Below are 15,722 nucleotides of genomic sequence, written 5' to 3'. Positions count from 1 at the left end.
GGCGGCGAAAGGAGCATTGACCATGAATGGAACTCCTTCGTACGTGCTCGGCGTCGACGGCGGCAACACCAAGACCGACTATTATCTGTACGATCTCGACGGACGGAGGCTCGGCTCGCTCCGCACGGGCACCTGCAGCCATGAGCAGTTCAAGGACGGCTACGCCGGAGCGAAAAGAGCGCTCGCCGAGCAGGCCGGAGAGCTGCTCGGCCGCCATGGCCTGGAGCCGGGCGATCTCGCCGCGGCGGCATTCGGCCTGGCGGGAGCCGACATCCCCTCGCAGAAGCGGGAGCTGGACCGCGTCATCCGCGAGCTCGGCTACGGCCGCTTCGAGATGGACAACGACAGCTTCCTCGGCATCAAGGCCGGCAGCCCTTCCGGCGCAGGCGTCTGCTCGATCAACGGCACCGGCGCCTGCACGGGCGGCATCGACCCGTCGGGCCGGCGGCTGCAGGTCGGCGGCGTCGGCAGCGAGCTGTCCGGCGACGAGTCCGGCGGCGCCTACCTGGCCCGCCGCGCGGTGCGCCTCGCCTACGACGAGCTGTACCGCGTCGGCGCGCCTACCGCGCTGACCGCCCCGGCGCTGCGCCTGCTCGGCGCGGTCGGACCGGAGGAGCTGCTGGAGCGGGCGCTGGAGGCGATGCTCTCGCGCTCCCTGCCGGCGACGGAGCTGGCGACGCTGCTGCTGGAGGCGGCCGCGGCGGGCGACGGCCCGGCGCTCGCGGCCGTGCGGCATTCGGCGCGGCAGATGGCGATGTCGACGGCCGGCTGCGTGCGCGGCCTCGACTTCGAGAGCGGCCCGGTCGACGTCGTGCTGGCCGGCTCGGTATGGGTGAAGGCGGCGCCGCCTATCCTGCGCGAGCTGTACATGGAGACGGCGCGCGAGCTGCTGCCGCAGACGGAGCTGCGCTTCCGGCTGCTGGAGGAGCCGCCGGCGGCGGGCGCGGTGCTGTGGGCGCTGGAGCTGGCCCACGGCCGGCCCGCTTCCGAGGCGCTGCGCGCGCGCGTGCTCGCAGGGATGCGGACTTGATGGCGCGCTCAGCCCGCGTCTGACGGGCTGGGCGCGGTGCGGCGGCGGCGAGGCCGATCCGACGGTGCGCTCAGGCCGCGATTGACGGGCCGAGCGCGGTGCGGCGGCGAGACCGATCCGACGGCGCGCGTCTCTGACGGGCGCGGCACGGCACGGCACGGCGGAGGAGCCGCCGGCGGCGGGCGCGGAAGCCCGCGCCTGACGGGCTGGGCGCGGCACGCCAGCTGCGGGGCGCTCAAGCGCCAGGCCCCGAAAGAAGCTGCAAAAGAGGCTGCAAGTCCGATCCGGTTCAGCGGATCGCTTGCAGCCTCTTTTTTTAACCCCGGATGCGTCCTCCCTGCCGGGCAGGGCGAGGAGCCGTCCACGCGGATCGGCCGAACGCCCTCATCCGCCGCTGCGCGCCGCTTCGATCTGCGCGCGGTGATGCTCGTCGTGCTCCAGGAATTCTTCGAGGATAAGAGCCAGCGAGTAAGGCCGCCCTGTGTGCGGATCCCGCTGAGCGCCGTTCACGAGCAGCGGACGCTCCAGCACGGCGGGATCAAGCTCCCGCAGCCTGCGGCACAGCTCGCGCCTCGTGGCGGCCAGCTCGCAGAGCAGCCGCTCCCGCGCCACGCCGGAGTTGGCGTATTGGTAAGCGAGGGCATTGAACGGGTCGAACGCCGGAAAATGGATGCCGCGTCCCGCCTCGACCTCTGTCAGCACCGTCTCCAGCAGATAGCGGTCCCAGTTCTGCAAATGGGAGATCACCTCCGCGATCGACGCCTTGCCCGGCCGCATCGGCCGGAACCAGTCGAAATCGTCCAGTCCGGCCAGACTGCCCGCCCAGTCGGCCAGCGACTCGCTGCGCTCGATCGTCTCCCGCGCCCCGCTCAATAGCCCATCTCCTTGAGCAGGCCGGACAGCACCTGCAGCCGCTCGCCGATCAGCTCGCCGTCGTCGCTCAGCGCCTGGCTGAACAGCCGGATGTCCTCGTCGATGCGCTCGTTGTCCGTGCATACCGAGACGGTCATCGCGTCTCCTTGCAGGCCGATGCGGTCCAGCACCGGCTGCTCGGGATCGTAGAGCCCCTCATACCGGTATGCTTCGCGGAAGTGGACCATGCCGCTGGCGACGAGGATCGCCAGATCGAGCACGCGATGCAGCGGCAGCTCCTCGGACTGGCGCGACCATTTGCCGCCCGTATGGCGCCATACTTTGGCCGAAATGTCGACCTTGCCGCGGTCGTTCCACTGCGCGAGGCCGAGCGACAGGCCCTTCGCTTCGGAGTCAGGCGCGTAGCGGCCGTCGACCTGGCTGTAGTTTTCAGAGACGAGCACCGGCTTGTGCTTCAGCGTCGTCGGAATTTTCATGTTCATCGCGAAGGCCTCCCGGGGGAATGGATGTGGACGGCAGAGTTTTGATGAGTGAATTTCAAATTTCGATTTAGTAATTTACTAAATTATAAACGTTCGCTCTTACTATAGACCGCCGGAACGCCGATGTCAAACTCAGGCTTCGTCACCATCTATTCCCGAAGGAGACCCTGTCGATGAATGAACCGATGCTGCGCTTGAACCCCGGTGAAGCCCTCGCCAAAGAGACGGCGGGCTCTTCCGGCGTTTCCGGCGCTTCTGGCGCTTCTGGCGCTTCCGCGCCCCCGCCCGGCCGCGCTTTCCCTCGCACCTCCGCCAAAAGCGACTGGCGCCGCCTCGCGTTCTGGATGCGGACAGCCGCCTGCGCCACGCTGGCCTTCGGCCTGTTCCAATGCGTCGTCGGCATGATGAACTTCGGCCTCGGCACGCTCGCCGGTCTGCTGGAGGTCGCTGCCGCCGTCTGGATGCTGCGCCTCGCCGCGCAGGCGATGCGGATCGAGCAGTCCGCCGAATCGCCGGCCGAAGTGCGCCAGCTGTCGCGGCTGCTGATCGGTTACTTCCGGCTGCAGCTGCTGTTCACGGTGGCATTCGGCTTTGCCGTCGCGATGCTTGTCCTGACCGTCATCCAGTTCCTCACGGACTGGGACTGGGCCATCCATCTCGTCCAGCAAGGCCGCCAGGCCGACCGATGGATCGCGCGGCTCGAGCGCTGGTGGCACGTCGTGGCGGGCTGGTTCGAGTAGCGCGATCCTCTTGCAGAATGCCTCTGTTCATGCTAAAAAAGGAGGAATCTCGATCGAAGCCCTCCCATTCGGATGGGGAAGGCGGAAGGAGCTGCTCGGTTGGAAATGTTGGTTATATTCGGCGCCGCTTATGTCATGCCCGGGCTCGCCTTCTTCTTCATGCTCGCGATCCTGCAGCTGTTCGCCAAGGAGAAGTCCGATGCGCTGAAAATCGTGGCGTCCCTGCTGTTCGGCGCGATGATGTGGATCTTCTCCATGTCGATCTATATCGCCGCGGGCTGAGCCCTCGGAACGAAAAAGAGCATCGCTCCGGCTAACGCCGGGGCGATGCTCTTTTGGATGCAGGCATGCCTGCCTCATGGACCTTTCGTTCGGACAGCCGCATGCGGTGGAGAACGATGGGATGATCGCACGAACTGCATTTATGCGGCCGGCCGCATCGCCTAGGAAGCCTAACGATACGGAGAAGCGCTATTTCAGCTTATTCGCCTGTTCTGGAATTCTAACGATACTCTCGCGCTCTATTGCTCCCGAATAGGAGGAAAAACACCGAACTAGCGGCCCATAGCGTCGCTCCGTATCGTTAAAAATCCATTTCAGCGGAATTGAGCGAAATAGCGCTTTGTCGTATCGTTAGCGCTTCGACGGCGCCCAAGCCAAAAGCGACGCGCTTCGTCCGACACTCGACGCTCGACGCACTCACCCGACGCAGCGGGCTTGCGCCAAGCCGCCGCCCGCGCTCCCTGCGGCACCGCCGCCCCGGCGCGTGCCACCCGCGCGCCCGCTAATGCCGGTTGCGCGGATCGAGCGCGTCGCGCAGGGCGTCGCCGACGAAGTTGACGGCCAGCACGGTGACGATGATCGCCACGCCCGGCGGCACCCACAGCCAAGGCTGCGAGGTGAGCACGGTCAGCGACTGGGCGCTCGCCAGCATGTTGCCCCAGCTCGCGTCCGGCGGCTGCACGCCGAGCCCGAGGAAGCTGAGCGCGGCCTCGTCGAGGATCGCGCCGGCGACGCCGCTCGTCGCGTAGATCAGGATCGGCGCGACGGTGTTCGGCAGGATGTGGCGCAGCAGGATGCGCGTGCGGCTGAGGCCGAGCGCGACCGCCGCGGTCACGTAGTCCGCCTGCTTGATCGCCAGCACGTTGCCGCGAACGAGGCGGGCGACCGCCGGCCAGCCGAGCAGGCCGAGGATGAGGATGATGTTCGTCAGCCCCGGACCGACCAGGCTCGCCACGACGAGGATGAGCATCAGGTACGGGAACGCCATGAAGATGTCGGTGACGCGCATGATGACGTTGTCGATCCAGCCGCCGGCGTAGCCGGCGATCAGGCCGAGCAGCGTGCCGATCGCCGCCGCGATCGCCATCGCGCCGAGGCCGGCGGCAAGCGAGACGCGGGCCGCGTAGATGAGCCGGCTCAGCATGTCGCGGCCGATCGGGTCGGTGCCGAGCCAATGCCGCAGCGACGGCCCCTCGCCGAACGAGTCGGTGACGGCGTTCGGATCGTACGGCGCGATCAGCGGCGCCAGCAGCGCCGCGAGCGCCATGACGCCGAGCGCGATCGCGCCGGCGACGCCGAGCTTGTGGCGCCGAAAGCGCTGGAGGAACATCCGGCCCGGTACGGCGCCGATCTCCGCCGCCGGCCCCGCGGAGCCGGGACCTTCTTGCCCCGGCCCCGCTCCCGGCAACCGCGACGCGTCCCGGTACGGCCCTAGAGGTCCCGATGCGGCCGCCTCAAGCACCCCCGGTCCCGGCTCCGGCTTTGCCGGCCCGCTCTGACCGCGCCCCGCTCCCGACAACACCGGACCTGCCGTTCCCGGCATCGCCGGTCCCCGGCCCCGGCCTACGGAGAAATACCTTCGGAACAGATTCATGCCGCCCCCTCCCCCTCGTAGCTCGTGCGGACGCGGGGATCGACAGCCGCATAGATGAAGTCGGTCGCCAGATTGACGGCGATGACGGATACGGCGGCCACCAGGTTCAAGCCCATGAGCGTGGAATAGTCGCGGCTCATGATCGACGACAGCGTCAGCTGCCCGATGCCCGGCCAGGCGAATACCTGCTCGACGACGACTGCGCCGCCGAGCAGCACGGACATCTCCAGCCCGATGACGGTGACGATCGGGATGAGCGCGTTGCGCATGGCGTGGCGGCCGACGACGAGCGTCTCGCGCACGCCTTTGGCGCGGGCGGTGCGGAGGTAGTCATGGCCGAGAATCTCCAGCATGCTCGAGCGGACGTAGCGGATGCACCGCCCTGCGACAGCCGCCGCCAGGACGAGCGCCGGCAGGATCAGATGCCGGAGACGATCGACGAAGCCGCCGGAGCCGCCAAGCTCCGTCATGCCGCCCGAAGGCAGCCACTGCAGCTGGATGGCGAACAGATAGATGAGGCCGAGGCCCAGGAAGAACCCGGGCACGGACAGGCCCAGAAAGGACCCGGTCGAAGCGAGATAGTCGAGCTTGGAATATTGCCGCGTCGCGCTCAGCACGCCGAGCGGCACCGCGACGAGCAAGCCGAGCGCGAGCGCCGTGCCCATGAGCAGCAGCGTCGGCCCCATGCGGTCGAAGATCACCCGCGTCACCGGCTCGTAGGTGATGAGCGAGTAGCCGAGATCGCCGTGCAGCAAGAGATTTTTCAGCCACAGGCCGTACTGGACGTAGGCCGGCTCGTTCAGCCCGAGCGCCAGCCGCCGGGCCTCCGCCGCCGCGGCCGGCAGCTTGGGGCTGACCAGCATGTCCACCGGATTGCCGGGAGCCATGCGCATGATGATGAAGTTGATGACCGTGACGCCCAGCAGCACGGGCACGGCGGTCAGCAGCCGCCGCAGCACATAAGTCAGCAATGCCTGCACCTCGAATCGTTAACGCCCGCTCGCGTTTACTTCACGTCCCATTCGTATACATTGATGAACATGCCGAAGTCCTTCGGCTCCGCTCCCGATACTCGCTCGCTCACCGCGCCAAGCGCCTTGGTCGCATAGATCGCCGGCATCGGCACGTCCTGCGCGATGATCTTCTGCAGGTCGCTGTAGGACTGCTTGATCTTCGCCTCGTCGGTCTCGGCGGCGATCGCGTCCAGCAGCTTCTCCGCCTCGGCGTTCTTGTAGCCGCTCGGATTGCCTTCCTTGAGGAAATAGGCGATGTCCGGCAGCGGGTTGATCGGCGTCAGCGACACCGTGAGGATGCCGAGGTCATAGTCCATCTTGACGAGATTGTCGATCAGCGTCGCCAGATCCATCATCTGGATCTTCGTCTGCACGCCGGCGGCGCGCAGGTTCTCGGCGACGATGTTGGCCGCCTGCTCGAGCGTGGCGTCGCCCGACAGGACGTACAGCCGCAGCGTCTTGGCGCTGTCCCAGCCGGACTCGGCGAGCAGCGACTTGGCCTTTTCGGGATCGTAGGCGGCTGGCTGCACGCTCTCGTCGCGGTACGGGCTATAGCTGGTGAAGTAGCTGTCCACGACCTCGCCCGCGCCATGCAGCAGCTTGTCGACGATCTGCTGGCGGTTCATCGCGTAGCTGATCGCCTGGCGCTGCTTCGCGTCCGGCACGACGGCTTCGTTGATGTACATGAACTGCGTCGCCAGCGGAGCCGCCTCGACCGTGCGGATGCCCTGCAGCCCCTTGACCTTCTCGTAGTCGCCGACCGGGATGACGCCCGCCGACGGGATGTTCATGTCGATCTCGCCGCTCTGCAGCTGGGCGGTGACGGCGTTGCCCTGCAGCACCTTGAAGTTCAGCGAGTCCAGCTTCGGAGCGCCCTTGAAGTATGCGTCGTTCGCCTCCAGGCGCACGAACTGGTCGCGGTTGTATTCGGCCAGCTTGAACGGGCCGCTCGTCACGTCCGGCTTCTGCATGAAGTCGCTCTTGGCCAGCTCCTCCGGCGCGATGTCCGCAAGCGCCGACTGCGGGAGCGTGAGCAGGTTCTTGCCGATCGTATCCTGGAAAATGCTCAGCGTCGTCGGCGCCTTGACCGTCACCGTCAGCGTGCGCTCGTCCACCTTCTTGACGCCGCTGATCGCGGTCTGGCCCTCCGGCAGGAAGCCGGCGTCGTCCAGTCCCTCGATGATCGCGAACAGGTAGGCCAGATTGGAGGCGACCTTCGGGTTCGTCATCAGGCCGAGCGTGAAGATGACGTCGTCCGCCGTCACCGGCTTGCCGTCGGTCCAGGCCGCTTTTTCGTTCAGCTTGATCGTGAACGTCTTGTTGTCGCTCGTCTCGATCGAGTCCGCCAGCATCGGCTTGTACTGCAGGTCGGAGTCCAGATCGACCAGCGGCGGGAACAGCAGGCTCGCGACATAGGTCGAGACGAGTCCGACCGGCGCCAGCGGGTTGATGTTGCTCGGCGCGTAGGTGACGCCTACCGTCACCGACTTGGCGCCACCGGCAGCAGGAGCCTCTGCGGACGGCTCATTGGCCGGCGCATTCGCGTTCGAGCAGGCCGATACGAGCGCGAGGCTGGCGGACAGCACCAGCGCAAGCGCCCCTTTTCCGATTCGTTTCATGTGGATGTCGACTCTCCTTCATCATTCTAATTCCGATTGAACAACTTTGATTTTATTCAGTATCCGGTTTTCTTGGACATCTTGTCAATAGAAGATAGCGAAAATTGTCGAATCCTCTTTATTTTTGGATTATATTGTCGAAACCATCCGAGCGGGAAGAAAAATCTCCCTGCTCCCGAGCGCAGGGAAGGACCGGACAAGGCTGCGCGCAGCCTTCCGGTCCTTCCCGCGGCCCTCAGGCGGGCTCGGCGTTTTCAGCTCAGGCGAGCCGCTCCGACGGACTCGGCGTTTTCAGCTCAGGCGAGCCGCTCCGACGGACTCGGCGTTCAGCTCAGGCGGCCCGCTCAGGCGGACTCGGCGTTATCAGCTCAGGCGAGCCGCTCCGACGGGCTCAGCATTTCAGCTCAGGCGAGCCGCCCCGGAGCTCACGCCCGCTCGCTTTTCCAGAGCACGTTTTTCTCCCCCGCGCGGATTTCCAGCGGCAGCCGGTTGGAGCGCGGAGGCAGCGGACAGTTGAAGGCGGGCGAAAACGCGCACGGAGGCAGGAAAGCGCGGTTGAAGTCGAGCTTCACCGGCTGGCCGTGCTCGAGCGGTCCGTCCACCAGCAGCATCCGTCCCGGTCCGTACGTCTCGGGTCCGCTCGTGCGGTCGGCGAACGTCACGATGAGCGCGTCTCCCGAGCGGAACGGCACGAGGCGGAACGTCTCCCCGTCCCTCTCCGCGACAATCTCGCCCGGCGATCCGTGCCGGCGCGTGCGGCCGTCCCGGTCTCCCTGGTGCAGGAATTCGGCCGTGCCGTCCGCGGCCGCCTCGAACCTGCCCGTCCATACGGACGCCTCGTCCTCGGGGTAGACGTCGATGCCGTCAAAGCGGGCGAGCCGCTCGGCCTGCGGATCCCACACCGCGAGCAGATGAGGCGAGCCCGGCTGCGAGGTCGCGGCGGCGGCCCGTCCGTCAGGGAAATGGAGCGCCGCTCCATCCTCTTCCAGACGAATGACGCCGACGGCCGCAGCGCCTTCCAGCCGCGCTCCGTCCTCGGGCGCGAGCTCCGCCGTCAGCCCGCCATCGGCCGGCGACCAGACGCCGGGCAGTCCTTCGATGCGCGCCGGCTCCGCCAGCTCATGCAGCGCGACCAGCGACAGGTCGCCCAGCGGGCCGGCCGCGGAATCGAGCCTCCATTGCCGCCAGGCCCGCAAATCCATCGCGCCCCTCATGGCTGCTCCGCGGCAGCCGCCGGCGCTTCCAGGCCGAGGAACCGCCTCAGCTCCGCTAGGAACGCCTCGTGCTCCTCGATGAACGGCATATGTCCGCTGCGCTCGAACACGGCCAGCTCCGAGCCGGGGATGAGCCGATGCATCTCCTCCGCCTGCGACAGCGGCGTGATCCAGTCGTGGCGCGCGCCGACGATCAGCGTCGGCATCGCGAAGCCCGGCAGGGCGGCGCGCACGTCGTACTGCGGGATGAAATGCTTGAACGTATAGTTGGCGACCTCCATCGAGCCGATCGGGCGGTTGCCGGTCTCGCGCATCACCTGCTCGTCGCGCACATGGAAGTAGAGGTCGTAGTTGACGTCCCACCAGCGGATCAGATGCGCCTCGTCCTCGATCCGTCCCTCGAACAGCTCGGGAATGACGGCCAGCTGCTCCGGCGTGGCGATGCGGGAGGCGAACTCCAGCGCCGCCGGGTAGAACTCCCGGCTCGGCGCCGTGCAGACGAGCAGCAGCTTGTCCAGCGAGTCCGGATAGCGCGCCGCGAACACCTGCGCCACCATGCCGCCGAAGGAGTGGCCGAACAGATGGATGCGCCCGAAGCCCAGATAGCGCCGCAGCTCCTCGATATCGTCCGCCAGCTGCTCCAGCGTGCAGGTCGCCGGATCGACGCGCTCCGACTGGCCGTTGCACCGCTGGTCCAGGTAGACGATCTGCAGCCCGTCGGCCAGCGGCGTCAGCCACGGCTTGAAGTCGGAGTGGTCGCTCCCCGGTCCGCCGTGGATGGCGAACAGAGCCGGGCGGGCTTCCATTCGCTCCCCGACCGGCACGTAGCCAGAACCCTCGATATCGAAATAAAGCCTCGTTCCGTTGATTGTCGCAAACATCTTGTCGCTTCACGATCCTTCTGCGTTATGGCTTGTGCCTCAGCCCCGGCTGAAACAATATTCATAAATTATGTCGAATAACCACGAACCAAGTCAACTGAATCGGACGTCATCCCTAATTTTCCATATGCGCGCCCTCCCGAGCGAGCGGCCTCGCGAGCAGGATGGACGAAAAAATCCGCCCGGGCCCAAGGCCCGGACGGATCAAAACCGCCTATTCCTCCTCGTGCACGACCCGCACCGCGGCTGTCGCCCGCAGCGTCGGACCGTTGTCGGAGGAGGCGATCGCCTCGCTCACGATGAGCCCCTCCGGCGCGTCGTCCGGGATGCGGTACGGCAGACGCAGCGTCTGGTCCGCCCCGATCTCGAACGACTCCGTCGTCAGCCGCAGGCCGAACAGTGGCAGCTGCAGCACGCCGTTCACGAACGGCACGTTGCCCGTGTTGGCGATGCGGACCGTGAAGACGACGGTGCCTCCGGGAGCGGCGACCTGCGGCGAGACGGATTCCGTCAGGAGCGCGTCGTTCCGGATCGCCGCCACGATCGGCACGAGCACCTGGCGGAGCGCGGTCTCATTGGAGAACGCCGTGGCGAAGCTGTCGAACACCGTTCCGCCGCGCGTCCTCGCCGGCGGCGTGAACGGCACCGTGAACGTGCGGCTGTCTCCCGGCGGCAGCACCGGAATGACGGCGGCGAACTCGGTCAGCGACTCCAGCACGCGCACCCCGGTCAGCGTTTGGCTGGAAATGTTGCGGACCGTGATCTCAATGAGCGTGCTTCCCCGGTACGGCACGGGATTGGGCGCGGCCCGGCTCGTCAGCTCCAGCAGGAAATCCGGCAAGGCGACGAGCACGGACAGCGAATCGGTCACCGGCTGCAGCTGCGCGGGCACCTCCGGAGCGGTCGCCGTCACCGTATTGACGAGCACCGTGCCCTGCCGCGTGCCCGGCGGCACCGTATAGATGAAGCTCGTCACCGCCGTCTGGCCCGGCGCCAGCGCCGGAATCGCCTGCGAATAGCCCGCCAGCGAATCCGCGACGACGATCGACGTCGCCGGACTCGGTCCGGTATTGGTGACTTCGGCGGTGAACAGGATCGGCTCTCCCGGACCGGCGACGAGCCGGTCGGACAGCTTGCGGATCGCCAGCGTCGTCTGCTGCGGCGGATCCGTCTGGACGACGGTCTGGTATGCCGCCAGCTGAGCCGGCGTCTGATCCGACGAGACGGTCAGCACGTTGTCGATGACGCTGCCGTTCACCGCGCCCGCAGGCACGGTGATGCCGACCGTACGGATGACGGACGCTCCGGGCGCAAGGCTCGGGACCGTCTCGGCAAAGCTCGCGGCCGGATCGGACAGCAGCACGTTCGTCTGCGTCAGCGACGTCGTATTGACGACCGTCAGCGTATAGGCGATGACATCGCCCGGCGCAGCGACGGTCCGATTCCCCGATTTGGCGATCGCAAGGCCCGCCGCCACGATGTCGACGAGCGTCGACGCTTCGGCCGGATCGGCTCCAGCCGCCGTCGCCTCCGCCAGGTTGAGCACCCTCGAGCCGATCGGCGTCCCGACCGGAATGACATACGGCGCCTCCGCCTCGACGATCTCATCCACGGCGAGCGAAGGGATCGTCTCGTCCAGGCCGGTCAGCCGATCGACGAGGCGGACCGGACCGAGCGGCACGTTGCCGAGATTGCCGACCTGGATGCGGAACACGACCGGCTGCCCCGGAGCGGCCGCGGCCGGCGAGACCGACTTGACGAGGCCGATCGCCCGCACCGCAATGACTTCGGCGGACGATTCGGCCGGCAGCGGGCTCGGCGTCTGGTCCGACGTGACGAACGCCGTGTTCATGTAGACGCCGGGCGGCGTGTTGAGCGGCACGAAATACGTGTTCGACACCTCTCGCGCCTCTCCGGGGCGAAGGACGGGGATCGTCTCGTCGAGCAGCGTCTGGCTGTCGACGACGCGCACGTTCGTCAGCTCGACGTTGCCGAAGTTCGTGACCGTGACGACATACGTCAGCGTCTGGCCGGGACGGGCGACGTTCGGCGTCGTCGTCTTGACCGCGCTCAGCTGCGCGGCGGCCAGGACCGTCAGCGAGACGCCGACGAGCTGGGGACTCAGATTGTCGCCCTGGATGCGCGCCAGGTTCGTCAGGAAGCCGGGCGGCGTCAGCGGCGGGATGACGTACGGCCAATTCAGCACGAACTCCTCGCCCGCGACGATGCGGTTGATGCGCTGCTCCAGGCCGAGCAGCGGATCGGTCAGCGTCAGGTTGACGAAGTCGACGTTGCCAAGGTTGCGCGCCCGGATCGTGAAGATGACCGTATCGCCCGGCGAAGCCTGCGCGCGGTCGACCGACTTGGTGAACAGCAGCGAGGGCGCCTCGGAGACGAGCACGTCGTAGCTCGCCGTCTTGGGAGCGAGATCCTGCGGCTGGACGGTCGCCGTATTGGTCAGCACGCCGGGCGGAGCCTGCGCCGGAATCGTGTACGTTCCCGCGACGGCCTCGCTCTGGCCCGGATCGAGCTGCGGCAGCGTCGTGCTGATGCCGATCAGCGGGTCGTTTACGGCGATGTTCGTGATCGGGTAATTCCCCGTATTGGTCACGACGATCGAGAACTGCACCGTATCGCCCGGCGAAGCCTCGTTGCGGTCGCCCGTCTTGACGACGTCGAACGTCAGCAGGCCGAGAGCGGTGATGACGACGCGCCCGTCGCCTGCCTGCACGCCGGCTGTCGTCTCCGCATCGTAAGCGGCGCCGAGAAAAGAGGAGCCGCCGCCTGCGGAGCCGTCGTTGCCGTTGCCGGCTCCGCTGCCGCCGCCTCCGTACAATCCGCCGCCCCCGCCTCCGCCGCCTTCGTAGCGATTCCCCGTGCCGCTGCCGCCTTGGCCGAGGACTCCCGGCGTGCCGCTGTTGCTCCCTCCGACTCCTCCCGCTCCGCCGGCCGTCTGCGTGCCGCCCTTGCCCGGCGCGACCGTATCGTCGCCCGTGCCGGCCGCGCCCTGCAGGCCGCCTCCGGCTCCGCCCGGAAAGCCTCTCGTCATGCTCGTTACGTTCCCGACGCCGCCTCCCCCTCCGGCGCCGATCAGGATGCGGTTCGCCAGCGCGCTCCCGCCTCGCCGCATGTCGCTGGCTCCTCCGCCCCCGCCGCCCGAGGCGGAATTGTCGAAGCCGGGGCCGCCGTTCCCGCCGCCGTTGAAGCCTCCCGCCGTCGCCGGCCCGTTCAGCCGGCCGTCCTCGCCTTTTCCGCCTGCCGCCACGACGAGCGGCTCGCCGGGCGTCACCCGAAACGTGCCGGCGGCGTAGCCGCCATTTCCGCCGATGCCCTGCGTCGTGGCCGTCCCGCCCTGCGCGCCCCAGCATTCGATCCGGATCACGCCTACGTCGCCCGGCACGTTCCATGTCTGCTGCGCTCCTGTGAAGTCGAATACGAACTGCTCTCCGATCGCCGTCATTCGCGTCCATCCCCCCTTGTCCCGGCCGCCTCGAGGCCGAACATCTTCCTATGCGTATGACAAAGGCGGGTTGGCCTAGTACGGCAGTCGCGGAATCGCGCGCCTCGGCGTCGGCGTCCGGCTCACTTGATCCGGAACGTCCTCGCGCCGAGGCGGCTTACGAGCCCTAGCGCCGCCGCGGCATACAGCGCCAGCAGCAGGGCGGAGCCGGCCGCCAGCGCCGGCAGCTCCGGCCGCAGCAGCAGCACGAGCCAGCAGCCCGCCGAGAGCGCCATGTTGACGAAGTGGAACAGCGGGTTTTTGGCGTCCAGCTCGGTCGAATACGGCTGGAGCAAATAGTAGAGCGCCAGATGATGGACCGAGAACAGCAGCGCCAGCGACAGCACGAGCGCCCAGAGCAGCAGCAGCTCTTCGAGCGGCAAGGCGGCTCCCGCGACGGCCGCGGCGGCCGTCAGCGCGGCGGCCGCGGCCGCTCCCGTCAGCAGGTTCATGGCGGCCAGGCGGACCAGGCGCAGGCGGAAATGCTTGGGCGCCGCAGCCCGGTAAAAGGCGTACCGCATCAGCGGCATGTCGCAGTTGTAGAACAGCGCCCGGCAGATCCGCTCTCCGACGGAGAGCAGGTACAGGCCGAACGGCAGGTACACGGCCAGCGAGGCCGGGTCCCATGAGCCGGGCTGCGGACGCAGCACGGCCAGCACGGCGCAGCCGGCCGCTCCCGCTCCCGCCACGATGGCGAGCCGCACCAGGAGGGGACGGCGGACGAGCCGGCGATGCCGGGAAAAGAACAGCGCGTTCAGATAAGCATAGCCGCTCGAGCCCGAGGCGCTGCCGCCCCGATCCGGTCCAGGCTCGCCGAGATCGTCCTGCTTGACGGCCACATCCGCCTTTTTCGCTTCCGCCATCATCCGCCCGAGATCGAGCAGCGGATCGTCCCGGCGGGTCGCCGCCTCGACCGCCTCGCGGTAGCGGGGATAGCGGGCGAGCCGCCAGACTGCGGCTGCGCCGAGCAAGGCGATGAGCGCGGCCAGGAGCGCCGCAGGCAGGGCAGGCAGCCGCAGGTCCGGCGCCAGGCCGAGCAGCGGCGGGCCATAGGCGAGAGCGAGTCCGACGAGGATCGACGCCCAGATGAGGCCGTTCTTTTTGATCAGCACGATCCCGGTCCGCTCGAACAGCAGCAGATGCCCGTACTCGGCCGCGAGCCGCCACATCGTGATCGACAGCGCCAGCAGCGCCCCGCCGAGCATGGAGCCGCCGACGAACGGGAGCAGGACGGCGAGCGCGATCAGGAACGACAGGAAAAAGACGACGTATCGGTACGTCAGCGTCGCCTTCATGTAGAGCTCTCCGGGAATCCGCATCAGCTTGACCGCGACGAACTTGTCCCGCTTCGGCTCGAGCACCCGCGCGTTCCACAAGCAGGCGGTGAAGAAGCTGAGCGGCAGCAGGATCGCCAGCGCGGACGGCAGCGGATCCGCCGCATGCCCGGCCTCCCGCATCCAAAGCGCAGGGAGCACGACGCAGAGGCCGACATAGATCAGCTTGTTCGCGACCGCCCACAGCAGCTCCAGCACGATCGCCGCCCAGGAGGCGGCGCGCTTCCAGCCGGGCCGGGCATAGAGCGATTCGGGCACGCGGGAGCCGATCCACGGCAGCCGCCGCATGTAATAGACGAGGCGGTTGGCGAACGAAGCGACCTGGATGGCCCGCAGCAGCCGGTAGACGCTACTCATCGGCCGGTCCGTCCTGCAGCAGCTCTACGACCTGCCGCTCGAACTCCGGACTGCGCAGCAGCTCGGACGGCACGGAGGACAGCGAGCCTTGGTTCAGCACGACGAGCTCGTCGCACAGGTCGGTCGCCAGCTGCAGGATATGGGTGGAGAAGATGAGGATATGATCCTGCTTCATCTCCCGCAGCATCTGCTTCATCTCCAGCGCCACGATGACGTCGAAGGAGGTGAGCGGCTCGTCGAGCAGGATGACCGGAGGCTTGGCGATGAAGAAGAGCAGCATCTGCACCTTGTTCTTCATCCCATGCGAATAGCCCTTGATGAGGCGATGCCGGTCCTGGCCGTCGAAGCGCATCCGGTCGAACCAGGCATCGATGTCCACGCCTTCCGTCCGCCGGTCCGGATTCGCTTCGAGGTAGAACTTCACGAACTCGTACCCGGTCAGAAACTCGGGCAGGATCGGCAGCGAGTAGACGTAGCCGACATCCGTCTCCCGCAGCTCCCGCCTGCTGCCGTCGTCCTCCTCCAGATACGCTGTTCCGCCATCCGTGCTCAGCTCGCGGCTGAGGCTGTTGAACAGCGTCGTCTTGCCGGCGCCGTTCCGTCCGAGCAGGCCGTAGATCTTGCCTTTCTCGAACGAGTACGATACTTCCCGCAGCACCGGCTTGCCGTCGAACGTCTTGCTGATCCGCTCCAGAATAAGCTTCACGACGATCCCTCCTTCAAGGTCCTGATCGTCTGCATACGCAGGAGCGGCGCCCGGCGATGCAGAAAACGGGGCCGGAAACGGAAACAGCCGCACGCCCC

13 protein-coding genes are annotated in these 15,722 nt (G+C 67.4%); 3 read left to right on the top strand and 10 right to left on the bottom strand.

Annotated elements, in window-relative coordinates; all coding sequences use genetic code 11:
• Positions 1–22 precede the first annotated feature (22 nt).
• Positions 23–1,030, top strand: a complete 1,008-nt coding sequence (locus GE073_RS00920; protein WP_028600678.1) for an N-acetylglucosamine kinase — start codon at positions 23–25, stop codon at positions 1,028–1,030.
• A gap of 384 nt (positions 1,031–1,414) precedes the next feature.
• Here GE073_RS00920 and GE073_RS00915 read toward each other — a convergent pair whose 3' ends face one another.
• Both GE073_RS00915 and GE073_RS00910 read right to left on the bottom strand, forming a co-directional pair.
• Positions 1,415–1,903, bottom strand: a complete 489-nt coding sequence (locus GE073_RS00915) for a DinB family protein (protein WP_052333653.1) — start codon at positions 1,901–1,903, stop codon at positions 1,415–1,417.
• Entirely contained in the window at positions 1,900–2,379 is a 480-nt protein-coding gene (locus GE073_RS00910) for a DUF6530 family protein (RefSeq protein ID WP_028600680.1), read from the bottom strand. The genes GE073_RS00915 and GE073_RS00910 overlap by 4 nt, the downstream gene beginning before the upstream one ends.
• A 179-nt stretch (positions 2,380–2,558) precedes the next feature.
• Between GE073_RS00910 and GE073_RS00905 the strand changes: the two genes are divergently transcribed.
• Positions 2,559–3,125 (top strand): hypothetical protein, encoded by a 567-nt coding sequence (locus GE073_RS00905; RefSeq protein ID WP_101808323.1) that lies wholly within the window; start codon positions 2,559–2,561, stop codon positions 3,123–3,125.
• Positions 3,126–3,224: 99 nt separating this feature from the next.
• Positions 3,225–3,407: a hypothetical protein gene (locus tag GE073_RS00900; protein ID WP_028600682.1), complete on the top strand. Its 183-nt coding sequence runs from the start codon at positions 3,225–3,227 to the stop codon at positions 3,405–3,407.
• A gap of 502 nt (positions 3,408–3,909) precedes the next feature.
• Here the strand turns inward: GE073_RS00900 and opp4C are convergent.
• The 8 genes from opp4C to GE073_RS00860 all read right to left on the bottom strand — a co-directional run bounded on the left by opp4C (position 3,910) and on the right by GE073_RS00860 (position 15,624).
• Positions 3,910–4,737, bottom strand: coding sequence for an oligopeptide ABC transporter permease (gene opp4C / locus GE073_RS00895; RefSeq protein ID WP_101808322.1), 828 nt, complete (start codon positions 4,735–4,737; stop codon positions 3,910–3,912).
• Between the two features lie 260 nt (positions 4,738–4,997).
• Entirely contained in the window at positions 4,998–5,972 is a 975-nt protein-coding gene (locus GE073_RS00890; protein ID WP_028600684.1) for an ABC transporter permease, read from the bottom strand.
• 35 nt (positions 5,973–6,007) lie between these two features.
• Entirely contained in the window at positions 6,008–7,633 is a 1,626-nt protein-coding gene (locus GE073_RS00885; protein ID WP_101808321.1) for an ABC transporter substrate-binding protein, read from the bottom strand.
• A 425-nt stretch (positions 7,634–8,058) separates the two neighbouring features.
• Positions 8,059–8,835, bottom strand: a complete 777-nt coding sequence (locus GE073_RS00880; RefSeq protein WP_180968419.1) for a DUF1684 domain-containing protein — start codon at positions 8,833–8,835, stop codon at positions 8,059–8,061.
• An 8-nt stretch (positions 8,836–8,843) separates the two neighbouring features.
• Positions 8,844–9,728, bottom strand: coding sequence for an alpha/beta fold hydrolase (locus GE073_RS00875; RefSeq protein WP_153782553.1), 885 nt, complete (start codon positions 9,726–9,728; stop codon positions 8,844–8,846).
• Between the two features lie 214 nt (positions 9,729–9,942).
• On the bottom strand, positions 9,943–13,188 hold the full coding sequence (locus tag GE073_RS00870; protein WP_101808317.1) for a DUF7507 domain-containing protein: 3,246 nt from the start codon (positions 13,186–13,188) through the stop codon (positions 9,943–9,945).
• 122 nt (positions 13,189–13,310) lie between these two features.
• On the bottom strand, positions 13,311–14,918 hold the full coding sequence (locus tag GE073_RS00865; RefSeq protein ID WP_153782552.1) for a hypothetical protein: 1,608 nt from the start codon (positions 14,916–14,918) through the stop codon (positions 13,311–13,313).
• Positions 14,911–15,624, bottom strand: coding sequence for an ABC transporter ATP-binding protein (locus GE073_RS00860; RefSeq protein ID WP_153782551.1), 714 nt, complete (start codon positions 15,622–15,624; stop codon positions 14,911–14,913). The genes GE073_RS00865 and GE073_RS00860 overlap by 8 nt, the downstream gene beginning before the upstream one ends.
• Between the last annotated feature and the right edge of the window lie 98 nt (positions 15,625–15,722).

The sequence above is a fragment of the Paenibacillus sp. B01 genome (assembly GCF_009649995.1).
GTDB lineage: Bacteria > Bacillota > Bacilli > Paenibacillales > Paenibacillaceae > Paenibacillus_O > Paenibacillus_O pasadenensis.
This window is presented reverse-complemented; position numbering and strand designations above follow the sequence as displayed.